The 16,636-nt window shown below is 38.5% G+C and carries 18 protein-coding genes and 1 riboswitch; of the genes, 17 read left to right on the top strand and 1 reads right to left on the bottom strand.

Features of this window, described 5'->3' with window-relative positions:
• Positions 1-19 precede the first annotated feature (19 nt).
• The 10 genes from NST98_RS09005 (at position 20) to NST98_RS08960 (ending at position 11,103) form a co-directional block, all read left to right on the top strand.
• On the top strand, positions 20-1,999 hold the full coding sequence (locus NST98_RS09005) for a hydantoinase B/oxoprolinase family protein (protein ID WP_340714969.1): 1,980 nt from the start codon (positions 20-22) through the stop codon (positions 1,997-1,999).
• Between the two features lie 125 nt (positions 2,000-2,124).
• Complete coding sequence (locus tag NST98_RS09000; protein WP_340714968.1) at positions 2,125-3,564, top strand: amino acid permease; 1,440 nt, start codon at positions 2,125-2,127, stop codon at positions 3,562-3,564.
• Between the two features lie 145 nt (positions 3,565-3,709).
• Positions 3,710-4,462 (top strand): hypothetical protein, encoded by a 753-nt coding sequence (locus tag NST98_RS08995; RefSeq protein ID WP_340714967.1) that lies wholly within the window; start codon positions 3,710-3,712, stop codon positions 4,460-4,462.
• A complete protein-coding gene (locus tag NST98_RS08990) occupies positions 4,462-5,334 on the top strand; it encodes a sigma-54 interaction domain-containing protein (RefSeq protein ID WP_340715709.1) in 873 nt (290 codons plus the stop codon). Before NST98_RS08995 ends, NST98_RS08990 begins: the two co-directional genes overlap by 1 nt.
• Before the next feature lie 390 nt (positions 5,335-5,724).
• Positions 5,725-7,044, top strand: a complete 1,320-nt coding sequence (locus NST98_RS08985; protein WP_340714966.1) for an aminotransferase family protein — start codon at positions 5,725-5,727, stop codon at positions 7,042-7,044.
• Positions 7,045-7,058: 14 nt separating this feature from the next.
• Positions 7,059-7,250, top strand: a complete 192-nt coding sequence (locus NST98_RS08980) for a hypothetical protein (protein ID WP_340714965.1) — start codon at positions 7,059-7,061, stop codon at positions 7,248-7,250.
• Between the two features lie 55 nt (positions 7,251-7,305).
• A complete protein-coding gene (locus NST98_RS08975) occupies positions 7,306-8,721 on the top strand; it encodes an aldehyde dehydrogenase family protein (protein ID WP_340714964.1) in 1,416 nt (471 codons plus the stop codon).
• A 594-nt stretch (positions 8,722-9,315) separates the two neighbouring features.
• Complete coding sequence (locus NST98_RS08970) at positions 9,316-9,465, top strand: hypothetical protein (RefSeq protein WP_340714173.1); 150 nt, start codon at positions 9,316-9,318, stop codon at positions 9,463-9,465.
• A gap of 393 nt (positions 9,466-9,858) precedes the next feature.
• Positions 9,859-10,491, top strand: coding sequence for a cupin domain-containing protein (locus tag NST98_RS08965; protein ID WP_340714963.1), 633 nt, complete (start codon positions 9,859-9,861; stop codon positions 10,489-10,491).
• 468 nt (positions 10,492-10,959) lie between these two features.
• Positions 10,960-11,103 (top strand): hypothetical protein, encoded by a 144-nt coding sequence (locus NST98_RS08960; RefSeq protein ID WP_172597779.1) that lies wholly within the window; start codon positions 10,960-10,962, stop codon positions 11,101-11,103.
• Between the two features lie 76 nt (positions 11,104-11,179).
• Here the strand turns inward: NST98_RS08960 and NST98_RS08955 are convergent, their stop codons facing one another.
• On the bottom strand, positions 11,180-12,178 hold the full coding sequence (locus tag NST98_RS08955) for a zinc-dependent alcohol dehydrogenase family protein (protein ID WP_340714962.1): 999 nt from the start codon (positions 12,176-12,178) through the stop codon (positions 11,180-11,182).
• A gap of 370 nt (positions 12,179-12,548) precedes the next feature.
• Here NST98_RS08955 and NST98_RS08950 point away from each other — a divergent pair, with 370 nt between their 5' ends.
• The 7 genes from NST98_RS08950 (at position 12,549) to NST98_RS08920 (ending at position 16,444) form a co-directional block, all read left to right on the top strand.
• A complete protein-coding gene (locus NST98_RS08950) occupies positions 12,549-12,953 on the top strand; it encodes a hypothetical protein (RefSeq protein ID WP_340714961.1) in 405 nt (134 codons plus the stop codon).
• A 148-nt stretch (positions 12,954-13,101) separates the two neighbouring features.
• Positions 13,102-13,164: riboswitch (Fluoride riboswitch) on the top strand.
• Between the two features lie 55 nt (positions 13,165-13,219).
• Positions 13,220-13,597, top strand: coding sequence for a fluoride efflux transporter FluC (locus NST98_RS08945; RefSeq protein WP_016839081.1), 378 nt, complete (start codon positions 13,220-13,222; stop codon positions 13,595-13,597).
• Positions 13,597-13,950: a fluoride efflux transporter FluC gene (locus NST98_RS08940; protein ID WP_340715708.1), complete on the top strand. Its 354-nt coding sequence runs from the start codon at positions 13,597-13,599 to the stop codon at positions 13,948-13,950. The genes NST98_RS08945 and NST98_RS08940 overlap by 1 nt, the downstream gene beginning before the upstream one ends.
• An 86-nt stretch (positions 13,951-14,036) precedes the next feature.
• Positions 14,037-14,387: a DUF2200 domain-containing protein gene (locus tag NST98_RS08935; RefSeq protein ID WP_340435168.1), complete on the top strand. Its 351-nt coding sequence runs from the start codon at positions 14,037-14,039 to the stop codon at positions 14,385-14,387.
• A 91-nt stretch (positions 14,388-14,478) separates the two neighbouring features.
• Entirely contained in the window at positions 14,479-15,258 is a 780-nt protein-coding gene (locus NST98_RS08930) for an alpha/beta fold hydrolase (RefSeq protein ID WP_340714960.1), read from the top strand.
• Between the two features lie 216 nt (positions 15,259-15,474).
• Positions 15,475-16,029 (top strand): dihydrofolate reductase family protein, encoded by a 555-nt coding sequence (locus NST98_RS08925; RefSeq protein WP_340714959.1) that lies wholly within the window; start codon positions 15,475-15,477, stop codon positions 16,027-16,029.
• A 22-nt stretch (positions 16,030-16,051) separates the two neighbouring features.
• Positions 16,052-16,444, top strand: coding sequence for a hypothetical protein (locus NST98_RS08920; RefSeq protein ID WP_340435174.1), 393 nt, complete (start codon positions 16,052-16,054; stop codon positions 16,442-16,444).
• Positions 16,445-16,636 lie beyond the last annotated feature (192 nt).

Raw genomic sequence — 16,636 nt, 5'->3', positions numbered from 1 at the left:
TGGAAAGGTGGAATGATTTATGAGTTCTTCACAAAAAACGATTCCTAAACAGGAGTCAACTTTAGATCCGGTTACTTTTGAAGTGTTAAAAAATGGTTTTGTGAATTTGGTTGACCAAATGGCAGAACAGATGTTAAGAACATGTTACTCATTTGTCATTTACAACCGTGATTTCAGCTGTGCCTTGTGTGACGCAGATGGAAATACAGTGATGCAAGGAACACATGATATTTCGGTTCATGTAGGGACATTGCATTTAACGGCAAAAGCAGTTTTGGAAGATTTTAAAGAAGATATTCATCCAGGTGATGTGTTTTTAGTGAACGATCCTTATAGGGGTGGCACTCACTTCTGTGATACAAGGGTAATTTTACCGGTGTTTTATGAAGACAAATTAATTGCTTTCATGCAAACAAATGGGCATTGGGCAGACGTTGGTGGTTCTAACCCAGGATCTTTTGATGTGAAGTCCAGATACCATTTTGGAGAGGGGATCCGTATTCCACCAGTCCGTATTTACAGAAAAGGCGAATACTTATCAGATGTCGTCAATCTTTTGATTTCGAATATGCGAGTGTCTAAAGAGCGCTTAGGCGATTTGCGTTCACAAGTGGAAGCGGCAAAAGTTGGGCAAAAGCAACTGTTAGAGTTGATTGATAAATATGGAATTGATACGGTGTTAACTGCATTTAAGGAAGTGCAGGATTACGTTGAACGCTTAACGAGAAAAAAGATCGAGTCATTACCTGAAGGCACGTGGGAAGCGGTTGACTATATTGATATGGACCCTGAAGTTGGAGACGGGTTAATTCCTATTCGAGTGAAAATGACGATTCAAAATAATGAAATCCATTATGATTTAAGTGGAACTCATCCATATATTAGCTGCTTTTTAAATGCAGGTTTTGGTTCAGCATTATCAGGATTATATGCAGGTACAAAAACATTTTTCCCGGAAGTACCGCTAAACTCCGGATTTTACCGGGTTGTAAAAGCATACTTGCCTGAAAATTCAGTAGTGAATGCTCCTGAACCTGTTGCTGTTTCTGGTTTCTGTTCAGGTGCTTTTGAAAAAATTATGAATGCTTGTTTCGAGATTTGGTCTGAAATAATGCCAAAACGTGCAATTGCGTGTTCATTCAATCTGGAATATTTATTAATTGGAGGATATGATCGCCGCAATGCAGCCAACAATTACTTTATGTGGTATGACTGGATGGCGGGAGGTCATGGCGGACGCATAGACCGCGACGGAGCGAATGCAACCTCACCTGTTTTTGGAGTAGGGCTCAGCGTACAGCCTTGTGAAGGGCAAGAGCGTTTGTCACCTGTTATTACGACAAAACATGAAATTATCACCGATTCAGGAGGACCTGGAAAGTATCGGGGTGGATGTGGAGTTGAAAAAGGCGGCATTTTAACAGACGTATTCGGCGGGGTGATGTCTTATTGTTGTGACCGTTCCCGTTCGATTACTTGGGGAATTATGGGAGGTCTGCCATCGATTCCACAAGGAGCCATTTTATATCCTGATACGGAGAGAGAACAATTTTTAGGTACCATTTTCTCAAATGTTCCTTTGAAAAAGGGGGATTCGTTTACTAGGCCATCCGCTGGTGGAGGCGGCTTAGGTGATCCATTGGAACGAGATGTAAACGCTGTCTTGGAAGATGTCATTGATGGGTACGTATCAATCGAAAGAGCCAAAAAGGATTATGGTGTAGTCATTACAGAAATCAAACGAGATTTGGATCTATTTGAAATTGACTTTGAGGCTACTAAAAAAGAAAGAGAATACATTCGAAAAAATAGAAAAGTATGGCTCAGTGTAAATCCATTTGAAGTAGAAAAGATGTATAAAAATGGAGAAATCAATCAATTAGATGTAATTCGCCGTTACGGTGTAATTATAGATTATACAACGAATCAAGTATTGATTAAATCGACAGAGCAATATAGGGAAACGATGATCAAGCGTTCAATGGCGTATTGGGATTAATGATGCATTTGGTATAATGGTAGTTTTTTTAAAATTTTCCATTCATCGATTTCTGAAAATATAAAAAATTGATTTGATCGTTAACTATGGATTTTACTTTAAATTTCATAAAAAGGGGGAATCAAATGGGAAAACTGCAAAATTCATTGAAGACTAGGCATATTACAATGATTTCTATTGGTGGGGTAATAGGTACAGGCCTATTCGTTGGAACAGGTAAAAATATTTTAAGCACCGGTCCAGCTGTCATTTTTTCTTATCTAATTGCATGTTTGATTATTGTATTCATTATGCAAATGGTTGGTGAAATGGCTTCTGGTGAACTGGCTTTAGGAATGAATCGAAACGGCGATCCGGAAATAGGTTCGTTTGCTTCCTATGCTTCGAAATATATTGGTGATTGGGCAGGTTTTACAGTTGGTTGGCTTTATTGGGCAAGCTGGGTATTCATTGTTGGACTGGAAGCAGCGTTAATTGGTGGAATGATTAATGCTTGGTTTCCTGTCATCCCTATTTGGGCGGGTTCTATTGGCATTACATTGCTTATGACCATTATTAATGTGTATTCTGTAAAAACGTTTGGTGAATTTGAGTACTGGATTTCTTTCTTAAAAGTAACGGCAATTGTTGTGTTCTTAATTGTAGGTACGTTAATGGTGCTCGGTGTATGGCCGACATTTAATCCACAGGGATTCGGTATTTTATTTAATCATGGAGGTTTTGCTCCACAAGGTTTAGTTCCGATTTTGACGGCAATTGTATTTGTTATTTTCTCCATTTGTGGAGCAGAAGTAGCGGCAATCGCAGCTGCTGAATCGGAAAATCCGGCGAAAAATATTGTCCGGTCAATCCGGAATGTTGTTTTTCGGCTGGCATTGTTTTTTGTAGGGTCAGTTACTTTGATGGTTTTAATATTGCCATGGAATGATGCTGACAATTTAGCAGCACCATATGCAAACATTTTGAGGATGGCAGGCTTACCAATCGCAGCTGAATTAATGCAAATCGTTATTTTCGTGTCACTGGTTTCAGTATTAAACTCCGCACTATACACAAGCTCACGTATGTTATTGTCCATGTCTCAACAAGGAGATGCCCCAAAATTTTTCTCCAAAATCAATAATAAACGGGGCGCACCAGTTCCTTCCATTATTGGCAGTACAATCGTTGCGTATATTTGTGCTATGTTATATTTTATTTCGCCGGATGTGATTTTCTACTTTTTAGGAAACTGTGTAGGCGGTTTAATGATTATTGTATATATTTTCATTGCGATATCACAACTCCGCTTCCGCAAAGAATTCTTGAAGTGGAATGAAAAAAAATTGCCGATTTGTATGTGGTTATTCCCTTATTTAACCTATGGGACGATATTCTTGCTTGTGGCAGTATACATTTCTCAACTATTCATTGAAAGTTTACAATCGCAGTTTTATTTAAGTACTGCGGTGTTTGTTTCTTCAATTGCATTATTTTTTGTCATGAGAAAGATTAACCCCGCTCCATCGGAATCCAAAAAAGAAGTAGAAACATTAGTGAAAGAAACTGTGTCTGAAACGAATTAATGTGATAAAAGCCCTGCTCCTTTAAATGTAATCCTAAGGTTGCATTTTGGAGCAGATTATTTTTTGTATTTGCTAAGAGAAATAAGCATATAAAAATTAAGAGAAAATAGTTTGGGAAGGGAGATTATCTATGGCGGTTCAAAAAATGCAAAAAACAGAGCACTTTTTTTATGTACAAGACAATCAGATTAAGTTTTCCAGTAATCTTCCTATGGAGAAAATAGAAAAAATTTTTGTACATTATGAGAAAGGCAAGCAGTTTTACACGGCGGAAGATTTTCATGTGCATGTGCTTCCTTCTCAAAATGGAATGCTTTTTTGCCTCATGCCAATTCAACAGTACACCGATTTGGATATTTTCAATCCCTTATCTATAAAATTATTAAATTCAATTTCGGATGGTATTACAATCAGCGACAAACATGGCAAGATTATATTTCAAAATGACATTGATATTGAAATTGTTGGCATAAATTGTGTCAACCGATACGCTAAGGATTTGATTGCTGAGGGAGCAATGAGTGACTCGCTGACATTGAAAGTGTTGAAGTCAAAAGAAGATGTCACTATTTTCCAATCTTTTTTGAATAATAAATGCTTTTTGGTGACAGGGAAACCGATTTTTGATGAAGCGGGAGAACTGCAGTATGTATTGATTATTACCCGGGATATGTCGCGATTGAAAAGTTTGGAAGAAGAAGTAAAAAAACTCGAGATTCAAAATGAAAAGTTTAAGCAAAAAATTAGAGAATTGAATGAACTCGAACGAAAAAAAGTGAATATCATTGCAACATCCCCGGTGATGCAAAATGTATTAAAACGCATGTTGCGGGTTGCTGAGGTGGACTCCACCGTTTTGGTGAATCAGGTGTCGGAAAAGAGGAAGCAGCAAAGCTAATTCATTTAAACAGCCGAAGAAGTACAAAACAAATGGTCACAATCAACTGCAGTGCAATTCCGGAATCTTTGTTGGAATCGGAGCTTTTTGGTTATGAAGCAGGTGCTTTTACAGGTGCCATTAAAGGTGGGAAAGCGGGATTATTTGAAACTGCATCGGGCGGTACAATTTTTTTGGACGAAATTGGAGAGATGCCGCTTCAATTGCAGGCAAAACTTTTGCGGGTATTGCAGGAATCGGAAGTGCAGCGGATTGGAAGTGCGAAGCCAATTCCCATTGATGTGCGAATCATAGCAGCAACCAACCGCAATTTGGCTGAAATGGTGCAACAAGGAATGTTTCGTGAGGATTTATATTATCGTTTAAATATCATTCCGATTGACATTCCTCCATTAAGAGAGCGGCGGGAAGATATTGTTCCACTTGCCTATCATTTTTTAACTCAAATTGAACAAAAATATGATATTCATCGAACGTTTGATAAGGAAGCATTAAAGGTATTGGAAGAGTACGATTGGCCGGGGAATATCCGCCAATTGAAAAATATTATCGAAAGGGTATCTTTATTGGCGAATCAGCCGGAAATTAATGTAAGCATGATTCGTGAGGAACTAAAAGAAGCATCGAAAAAGAGCAGCAAAACGAAAAAGCAACCTAAGGAATCTATCGATTTAGCAAAAAATATAGATATATCCCAATATAACGGAACGCTAAAGGAGCAAGTGGCAGCTTTTGAAAAGGAAGTCATAAAAAAAGCATTATCTGAGCATGATAGCATCAGAAAGGCAGCAACAGCATTAGGCTGCGATCAATCTACATTGGTCAGGAAAATTCAGCGTTATAAACTGACAAAATACGTAACATATAATTAATTATGCAAAATTTATACTTTAATGCATTAAGTGATGCAAAATTTCATCAATCTGTTAATTTTTGCATTAAATTATGTAAAGAAACCTAACAAGTTTTAAACATACACAACAAAATGAAAAAATTTATTTTAAGTTTTTAGTAATGAGTGATAGGCATTCCAGAAAGCAAGGGAGATTCTGGAATGCCTATTTTTCGTTATTCCTGTAATAGGATTGAAGATTCATAGGATGTTTGCCTCAAAAAAATTTCTTCCGACTCAAATAAAATAAACGATTTTTTTATTTTTGGCTACTTGGCACAAGTTTTGCTCATTTATTTATAAATACGCCAGTAGTGAATAAAAACTTTTTTTGTTCATTGCAATATTTCAAAAGAAAGAGGTTGATATAATGGCAATTCAATTAGTTGAGCAATTAAAATATTTGGACCAAAAGCATTTCTTGCATCCAACAACTTCAATTGAAGAGCAGCAAACTTACGGTCCGGCGGCAATCTTTTATGAAGGAAATGGAATCTATTTAAAAGATTTAGAGGGTAATACGTACATTGATGGCATGTCATCTCTTTGGAATGTAAATGTCGGACATGGGCGCAAAGAAATTGCAGAAGTGGCAAAAGAGCAAATGGAGAAGCTGGCTTTCAGCTCCTGTTTTGCAACGTTCAGCAATGAACCGGCAATCAAGCTTGCAGCGAAAATTGCTGAGTTGGCGCCTGGAGATTTAAATACTGTATTTTTCACTTCCGGTGGTTCAGAGTCGAATGATACAGCTATAAAACTTGCACGCCATTATTGGATTTTAAAAGGCCAGCCAAATCGCCAAAAAATTATTTCCCGAACATTGTCGTATCATGGGGTCGCATTCGGATCAACAAATGCAACGGGTATTGAAGGGTTCCGCAAATTTACAAATTCACCGGACCCTGATTTCCATTATGTCAATAAAGATTCTGCGGAAGAGTTGCGCAATTTAATTCTTGAGCTTGGTCCGGAAAATGTGGCGGCATTTATTTCAGAGCCGGTACAAGGAGCAGGCGGAGTGAATGTGCCAAAGCCGGATTATTTCAAAAAAGTGCGTGAAATTTGTGATGAGTTTGGAGTTTTATTTATTGCTGATGAAGTGATTACCGGATTTGGACGTACAGGGAAGAACTTCGCGATTGAACATTTTGATGTAGTTCCGGATTTAATAACTTTTGCCAAAGGGGTATCGAGTGGTTACGCACAGTTGGGTGGAGTGTTAATTTCTGAAAAAATTCATAAAGATTTGTGCACTTTATCCAGGGGAGTACTCATGCACGGCTACACGTACAGTGGCCATGCAACTGCTTGTGCAGTAGGATTAAAGAATATTGAGATATTAGAGCGTGAAGGGCTTGTGCAAAATGCGAAAGTCATGGGCGAGGAAATGCTAAAAGGTTTTAAAGTGTTGCAGCAAAAGTATGACTTTATTGGCGAAGTCCGAACATTCGGGTTATTGGGGGCAATTCAAATTGTAAAAAATCGAGAGACAGGTGAGCTATTCAATCCGCTATTAAGCCCGATTGCTATAAAGGAAATGACAAAGCGAGGGTTGATTTTGCGTACAGTGACGTACGATCAAGATACAATCGTTTTTGCTCCACCATTAATCATCACAAAAAATGAACTGAATGAGATGTTGCGCATTGTTGATGAGACATTTGATTATTTCAAAAAGAAATTATTATAAAGGGGTAGTATGACATGTTTATCGGAGTTTCAAAGGCCAACATACCGGGTGCAGTTGCACGAACATCGACAATGGCATTATCAAACTTTACGATCACACATGCATTACAAATTGTCAATAAAGGTTACGAGCGTGCTATTTCAGAAAATCTGGCACAGGTGAAAGGGTTAAATGTGATTGCCGAAAAATTACGTATGAGGCAGTAGCGGAGGCGCATAACATGCCGTATACACCATTATTTGAAGTAGGAGGGGAATTGAAATGGTAATGGGGGTAAGAGAAATTCGTGAACAGTTTAACCCTGCGAATACATCGGAATGTATTGGGAAAATCGAGTTACACACAATTGAAGAAACGGAAGTGAAAATTAGAGCAAGTGAGCAGGCATTCCAACAGTGGAGCAAATTGTCATCTGTATCACGTGGGGAAATTTTAAATTCTATGGCCAATTTATTAATCGAACATCTGGAGCCATTAGCTGAGCTTGCTTCGAAAGAGATGGGAAAAACGGTTCCGGAAATGATGGGTGAAGTTAAACGGGGTGCTTCGATTTTACGTTATTTCTCACAGGAAGGTATGCGTGCTGCTGGTGAGGTATTACCATCTGCTTCTGAAGATAAAATGCTTTATACGAAGCGCGTTCCTTTAGGAGTTGTAGGAGTTATTACTCCTTGGAATTTCCCGATTGCGATTCCGCTTTGGAAAATAGCTCCGGCACTTGTGTATGGCAATACGGTTGTGTGGAAGCCATCAATCGAAGTATCGCTGACAAGCCAGTATATCGCCGATTTGTTTGAAAAAGCGGGTTTGCCGAAAAATGTATTGAATATTGTACAGGGACGCGGATCGAAACTTGGGGCAGTAATTATAAAGTCTCCTAAAGTCAAAGCTATTTCGTTTACTGGTTCAAACGCAGTTGGCCAACAGATTTTAAATACAGCTGGTCCAATGAATAAAAAAATTCAATTGGAGCTTGGCGGAAAAAATGCGGCAATCATTCTTGCGGATGCGGATTTAGATTTGGCAGCCCGTCTGACGATTGAAGGTGCAATGAAGCAAACAGGGCAACGTTGTACCGCTACAAGCAGGGTGTATATTGAAGCATCTGTGTATGATACGGTAGTGGAAAAATTAATCGAAAATGCAAAGAAAATTAAAGTAGGAGAAACAATGGGACCTCTTGCCTCAAAACAGCAATTCGAAAGCGTTATTGAACATATTGCACGTGCAAAAGCACAGGGAGCGAAATGCATTTTCGGTGGAAAACCTGTCGCAGAGTTATCCCATGGATATTTTGTAGAACCGACATTGTTTACTGAAGTTACGCATGATATGGATTTGGCAAGAGAAGAAATATTCGGTCCAGTTTTAGCCATATTTAGAGTGACAGATTATGAAGAAGCAATTCGCTTATCAAATGATTCGGAGTTTGGATTAAGTGCTTCCATCTATACGACGAACATTCATAAGGCTTTTGATTTTATTGAACGCAGCGAAGTTGGCCTTGTGCAAATTAATGATGAAACAGGTGGCGCTGAGCCGCAAGCACCGTTTGGCGGTATGAAAAATTCAAGTACAGGTTTTCGTGAGCAGGGTCAAGCTGCCAAAGAAATTTTCACTGTATTGAAAACTGTAACAATCAATGGAATTCGTGTGAAAGGTAAGTGCGAACAATAGCTTAACCAATTTAAAAGAAAGGGGCTGATCAGAAAGTCGAACACTTTCAGAACAGCCTTACTTCTTATAGTAATATTCTCTTAAAAACTTTGCTCCTGCGGTGGTCACATCAAACGCGCCTCCTCGTCGCAATTTATCTGCGGCTAAGCATGTGCGACAGCCGCAATTTATCGTGCGCCCGGCATGTACATGAACTATAGGGTGTAAGTCCCGAACCCCGAAGACAGAAGTAGAGGTTAGCCAAGAGCAAGGGTGTCCGTGGTGACGCGGAATCTGAAGGAAGCTGGAGGCAAAACACCGGTCCGAGGAACACGAACCTCATATAAGGCTAGGTATGATTGAGTGAGTTTGCGAAACAAAACAAAGCTCTTTCTGTCGAAGGTCATATCGAGTAAATGAGGCGGATAGATGGTGTGAAAGTGCATGTACTTACCCGGGGAGGTCTGGCGGATAGGTGAAGTACGCTTCATAACCTACTTAGTGATAAGTAGCTGAACCGTCAGAAGTCAGCAGAGGTCATAGTATTAGTTGGTCTAGAACAACTGAGAAGGACCGAACAATTAAGAGAGAATAGCCCTTGGCATTCAGTGAGTCATGATGAACACAGAAAACGTAGTACCTCACTTGAGGAAGGAAGCGGTGAATCCCGTGGAAGACCTCTTGGAGGGTGGAGTGACCACTGGCATAAAGAGAACAGCTATTCACGGAAGTTATATAAAGACTTGCGTCAATCATCTTAATTGAACCGCCGTATACGGAACCGTACGTACGGTGGTGTGAGAGGACGGGAGTTAATCGCTCCCTCCTACTCGATTGCGGCAAAAGCATGTGCGACAACCGCAATGTATCTGCGGCAAAAGCATGTGCGACAGCCGCAAAGTGGGCGTCTCAAAATCTTTTCAGACGCCAACTTTTTTGGCAATAGCAAGTTAACTGAAATTAAGGGTATCCACCAATTAAAGAAATGGAGAAAAAGTAATTATGAAAACAAATTTTTTAATTAGCCCTTATATAAGCCATACTTGTATCGGTTTTTTATAAACCTCGGTAATAGTTGGTTTATTGCCTAGGACATTTAACTACGTTCTCATACTATTTAAATTAGGTATTTTCATTACAAAATGAAAGGATGGGGCAATGAATTTTTTCCATTATCACAACCCTTATGGATATCCCTATTATTTTTATGAATCTCCGTATTATATGAATAGAAATTTAGAATATGTACAACACTATCCTTATTACGATTCAAGCAATTACCATATGCCGTACAGAAATCCAAATTATAGCGGAAATAATGTAGATTATCAGAGAATGCTACCCTTATTTCCAAATCCTCATGGTTACTCTCAATTCCCTAGTCAAGATTTGGGTCCTGAACCAGCTACGGTAGATATTGAAAAGGAAACGAAGAATAACAATGCGTATCGTACAGCCTTATGGACAGGTCCGCAATTGCAAGTAACATTGATGAGCATACTTCCTGGAGAAGATATTGGCTTAGAAATTCATCCAGATACTGATCAATTTTTACGAATTGAACAGGGCGAAGGAATTGTGGAGATGGGAAGAACTAAAAATCATTTGAATTATCGAAGAAGAGTCAAAGAAGATTCAGCCATTATGGTACCTGCTGGAACATGGCATAATGTAATAAATACAGGAAATATCCCATTAAAGCTTTATTCGATTTACGCACCGCCACATCACCCACATGGAACGGTTCAAAGAACGAAAGCTGAAGCAATGGCACAGGAAAACCATCAATAAATAGCCAAACTCACAACCCTTTCATAAAAGGATTGTGAGTTTTTTAGTGCGCCTGGCATGGGTGTAATCTATAGGGTGTAAGTCCCGAACTGTGAAGGCAGAAGTAACAGTTAGCTTAACGCAAGGGTGTCCGTGGTGACGCGGAATCTGAAGGAAGCGAGCGGCAAACTTCCGGTCTGAGGAACACGAACTTCATATAAGGCTAGGTATCATTGGATGAGTTTGCTAAACAAAACAAAGTCCTTTCTGCCAAAGGTGGTACAGAGTAAATGAAGCAGATAGATGGAAGGAAAGATTACATTCTTACCCGGGGAGGTCTGGCGGATATGTGAAGTACGCTTCATAACCTACTTAGTGATAAGTAGCTGAACCGTCAGAAGTCAGCAGAGGTCATAGTATTAGTTGGTTTAGAACTACTAAGAAGGACCGAACAATTAAGAGAGAATAGCCCTTGGCATTCAGTGAGTCATGATGAACACAGAAAACGTAGTACCTCACTTGAGGAAGGAAGCGGTGAATCCCGTGGGAGACCTCTTGGAGGGTGGAGTGACCACTGGCATAAAGAGAACAGCTATTCACGGAAGTTATAAAGACTTGCGTCAATCATCTTAATTGAACCGCCGTATACGGAACCGTACGTACGGTGGTGTGAGAGGACGGGAGTTAATCGCTCCCTCCTACTCGATTCTTACCATTTATTTACTAAAACAATTTTTCCAATTGCTTTACCGGACTCTAAGTGTTCATGGGCTTTGGAGACTTCATCAAATGTGAAAATGTTTGGATCAAGAAGTGGACGAAGTTTTCCATCTTCAATGATATTTGTAATCTTCTCTAAAATTTCACCATATTCTTTTCGTGATTCTTTGTTTAATATTTTTAACAACATAAATGTAACGTGAAGTGATAATCCTTTCGAATGTAGAGGGGAGAGGTCATGGGTAGAACGAGCAGCAATTGCTAGAACTGTTCCGTGTAAAGCAGCTGCTTCAAAAGAGCGGTCTAAGTTCTCCCCTCCAACTGTGTCAAATACGATGTCAAAACCTTTACCATTCGTATATTTTTGTACATAATCTTGGACGCTTTCTTCACGGTAATTGATGGCTACATCTGCACCGAGGCGAGCTCCAATTTTTAGTTTTTCGTTTGTTGAAGCTGTTGTGTACACTTTCGCTCCAGCCCATTTTGCCAGTTGGATGGCAACATGTCCCACACCGCCTGTTGCTGCATGGATTAATATGTTTTGTCCAGGAGCCAGCTTTCCTCGATTGAACAATGCTTCCCAAGCGGTAATGGCAACAAGCGGTATAGCAGCAGCTTCTTCCATTGATAAATTTTTTGGTTTATGGGCAAGTAAATCAGCATCAGCGAGCATGTACTCTGCCAACGCTCCCCCTGTAGTTCCTTTAAATCCACCGGCACAGCCGTAAACTTCATCTCCTACTTGAAATTTTGAGACCCCTTCACCAACTGCACAAACGACTCCAGCCACATCTCCATGTAATACAGCTGGAAATTCAGGAGCAACAGCGGGAACGAAACCAGAGCGAACTTTTGCATCAATGGGATTGACACTCGTTGCTTTTACTTGGATGAGCACATGGCCAGGAATGACTTCAGGTGTGGGAAGATCTTGAATTTGAAAGACAGATGGATTACCAAAAGTTTGAATGACTTGGGCTTTCATTTCTTGCACTCCTTTTTTATTTAAGAACTCGATGAATAATTAATGCTATAAAATTGATTTTATTCCCAATTTTGAGAAATTACAAATTTAGGATGAGTTTTAAATAGAAAAATTCTCTTAATCTAGTGGAGGTTGGATAGGGAAACAAGTTACGATGTGAAATGCACAAGTATAAGGGGATGTGCACAAGTCAGGAAGCTATATGCACAAGCTAAGTAATCATCCACACAAGTTGGGATCGTATTTGAATAAGAGGATGTATTATCTACACAAGAACTGTAGTTATCCGCACAAGAAGGAAGTTTATATGCTCGAGTAATGAAACTATTCATACGAGTTAAGGTGTTAAACGCACAAGGGAGTGGATTATGTGCACGAGCAGAGAGTATATGTACGACTATGTGCACGAGTTAAGAAGGTAACTGCACAAGCTGAGTGGTTATATGCACGAGCAAAGAAGGTAAACGCACAAGCCGAGTGGTTATATGCACGAGCAAAGAAGGTAAACGCACAAGCCGAGTGGTTATATGCACGAGCAAAGAAGGTAAACGCACAAGCTGAGTGGTTATATGCACGAGCAAAGAAGGTAAACGCACAAGCTGAGTGGTTATATGCACGAGCAAAGAAGGTAAACGCACAAGCTGAGTGGTTATATGCACGAGCAAAGAAGGTAAACGCACAAGCTGAGTGGTTATATGCACGAGCAAAGAAGGTAAACGCACAAGCTGAGTGGTTATTTGCACGAGCAAAGAAGGTAAACGCACAAGCCGAGTGATTATCCGTACAAGCGAAGAAGCTAAACGCACCAGTATGTAGATTATCCGCACGAGCTAAGGATATCTATACGCCAAAACAGAATTTATCCTATCGTACAAAATAATTGAAAAATGTATGATATCATGTTATAAGTTAATTACCAAATAAGTACAATAGGTGATGGAGTTCACCTTTAACCGCCGAAGTTGGCTGATGACTCCTGCTGGTGATATGGAATTTCCCTATCACGAGCAGGAGTTTTTTTATGGAAAGGAGGAAAATCAAATGGTTTATATGTATGTTGGCATTGCAGGTGCACTAGGTGCCATTTCTAGATATTTCATCGGAATCACCTTCATGACTAATAGCGTGTTTCCTTGGGCTACACTTATCGTCAACTTAGTTGGAAGTTATTTATTAGCTTGGTTGACTACATCATTATTCAACAGAATTTCTGTATCGCCAATCATAGCAACTGCAATTAGTACAGGGTATGTCGGTTCATTTACAACTTTTTCTACATTGAGCGTCGAAACGATTGAGTTGTTTGAGAATCAGCATTATTTGTTAGGAGTGCTTTATGTTTTAGTAAGTATTATCGGTGGATTGGTTATGAGCCGATTAGGTTTTAAAGGCAGTAAGGAGGTTGATTCGACTTGTTGATGCATTTCGTATACGTGGGAATTGGGGGTTTTCTAGGCGCTATCTCTCGATTTGCCATTGCTAAAGTTTTAAATAAACAAGAGTCACTGCCCTTTGGAACAATGACTGTAAATTTATTAGGAGCGTTTCTATTAGGCATCATCACGGGTGCAAAAGCAAATGGAACCTTGCTCTTACTTTTAGGGACAGGATTTCTTGGGGCATTTACAACCTTTTCAACATTGAAGTTAGAACTCATTCAATTTTATTTAAAGAATAAAAAGCATTTTCTTTTGTACGTAATAATCACTTACGGTGGAGGAATTGGTTTAGCAGTTTTAGGGTATTTGATTGGAAGCATTTGTTGGAACTAACTGTATGGAAGTTGCGGCTGTTTATTCATTTTGAACTTCGATATAATGAAAAAAATATTTCGCCTGAAGAAAAGGAGTAGCATGTGATGAAAAACAATCGGATTTATAACATGAAATTTTCAAGTGTATATCCTCTTTATATTCAGAAAGCAGAGAAAAAAGGTCGTACAAAAGAAGAAGTAGATGAAATAATTCGTTGGTTAACTGGATATAGCCAAGAAGAATTAGAGGCGCAATTAGAAAAAGAGTCAGATTTTGAAACGTTCTTTAATGAAGCTCCTCAGTTAAATGCTAACCGTAAACTCATCAAAGGCGTTATCTGTGGAGTGCGGGTAGAAGAGATTGAAGATCCTTTGATGCAGGAAATTCGCTATTTGGATAAACTTATCGATGAATTGGCAAAAGGAAAAGCGATGGAAAAAATTTTGCGAGCATAAATTAAAAGTTGTTTCTTTATCGACTAAGAGATTCACCTATATTTTCAGCCCTGAATATCCTATTCCGAGACTGAATTACGGGAGGGTATGCATGGGCTATTTTGTTACCGTTGATTCGGGTGTGAAATTATATGTGGAAGATATTAATCCTCATGGAAAGAAAACCATTGTGTTTTTACACGGTTGGCCTTTAAATCATAATCAGTTTGAATATCAGTATAACGTCTTGCCGATGTTAGGATATCGTTGTATCGGCATTGATTGGAGAGGTTTCGGAAAATCGGATAGACCTTTTGAAGGATATTGTTACAACAGGTTAGCTGATGATGTTCGTGCAGTTGTGGATGCTCTAAAATTAAACAATTTTGCATTAGTAGGCCATTCTACTGGCGGAGCTATTGCAATCCGTTATATGTCTCGTCATCATGGCTTCGGTGTATCGAAATTAATTCTTGTTGCGAGTGCAGCTCCGGTCGGTTTTACACAAGAGACTGCACAAAGTTTTCTTCAACTAGCATATAATGATCGACCGAAAATGATGCAAAAAGTAATCGACGGATTTTTCTTCCAATATATTACAAAAGAATTTTCTGATTGGTTTATGAAAATGGGATTGGATGCAGCAAGTTGGTCGACAATTGCAATCATTCATACTTTAAGAGATGAAAATTTATATGCGGATCTTTCGAAAATTTATGTGCCTACGTTAATCATTCATGGAATACATGATAAAGTAATCCCGTTTGAACAAGCTCAAAAACTCAATGAACTCATACCAAATTCGAAGGTCGTTCCTTTCCAATATAGCGGCCATGGAACGTTTTGGGAAGAACGGGATCGATTTAATGAGGTATTATGGCAATTTATTTAAGGGGGATTGGAGTGATTCCAATTCGCTTTTTGTCATTTGTCTTCTTTAGCCCAACACTGAACATGCAACTTCAGCGACGATCAGTCGTCAAATCTTAGAAAAATCAATTATGCTAACATAAGATTTTGTCACTTTTAAGGAGATATTTGACAATGAAGTTCAAACGTATGATATAGTAGTTTTCCAATCGAAAATCTAAGGAAAAGAGGGAAAACGATGCAAAACCAAAGAAAGATTATACTAGATTTAGCAGTGACGTTGGATGGCTTTATAGAAGGGAAGAATGGGGAAATCGATTGGTGCATTATGGAGCCCGAAATGAACTTTATAAAATTTCTCCATCAAATCGATACAATTTTTTACGGAAGAAAAAGTTATGAATTGTGGGGACAATATTCACCTGGAGAAAATGCAAGCGCAGAAGAAATAGAAATGTGGGAAATAATCGAAAGCAAAGAGAAATATGTGTTTTCTAGGACACAACAAAATTCTGATGGGAAGGCTATTTACATTAACGGCAATGTAGTAGAAGAAGTAATGAAAATAAAAAATAAACCTGGGAAAGATATTTGGTTATATGGAGGAGCGAGTCTCATTACAACATTTGTTAATCATGATTTAGTTGACGAATATCGTTTATCAGTCCATCCAATTATTCTAGGAGCGGGGAAACCATTGTTTATTGATATTCAACATAGAGTAGCACTAAAACTTGTAGAAGCAAAGACATTTCCATCGGGAGTTGTTCAATTGATTTATCATAAAAAATAAAAATTTAATGGAGCGGTAAATAATGAATGAATTACTTGTATTTGGTGAATTACATAAATACTTAAATAGCTTAGGTTTTATCGAATGTACTATTGCTAATAAGAGTTTATCATTAGGATATAAACCAATTACCATTAGAGGTGCTTCTAAAAAATTTGCAACTTTGAATGGTGATAAAAGATATCGTTGTTTAATTTTGCATGTTGATCCTGGAAATCCTGAATCTGCGAAAGGAAAAATCGTCCAAAAGGAGATACAAGAGATTTTAAATTTTGATATCGGGCAAATGAGAACATTTAAACTAAAAAAGCATGAAGTATTTATTCCATTTGAAGTAATAGATACAAAAGAGAAGATGGGAATATTAAAGGATTTTATAGCTATTCAATACAAGATTTTTTTAGAGAATTATTAGTAATTCTAGTTATTATTCAAAATCAATTGTTCGAATTGAATCTTATTGTAACGATTTAAATAAAATTATGGAATGGGATAATTTTTTCAAACTTTCCTCATCTCATTTCGTCAATGATTGGAAGTATCTCGAATGAAATTTATAGAAACGAAAAGAAATAGTGGGGTAATCACTATTGTCAGATTTCATAAT

This window comes from Ureibacillus sp. FSL W8-0352 (genome assembly GCF_038004345.1).
GTDB lineage: Bacteria > Bacillota > Bacilli > Bacillales_A > Planococcaceae > Ureibacillus > Ureibacillus thermosphaericus.
This window is presented reverse-complemented; position numbering and strand designations above follow the sequence as displayed.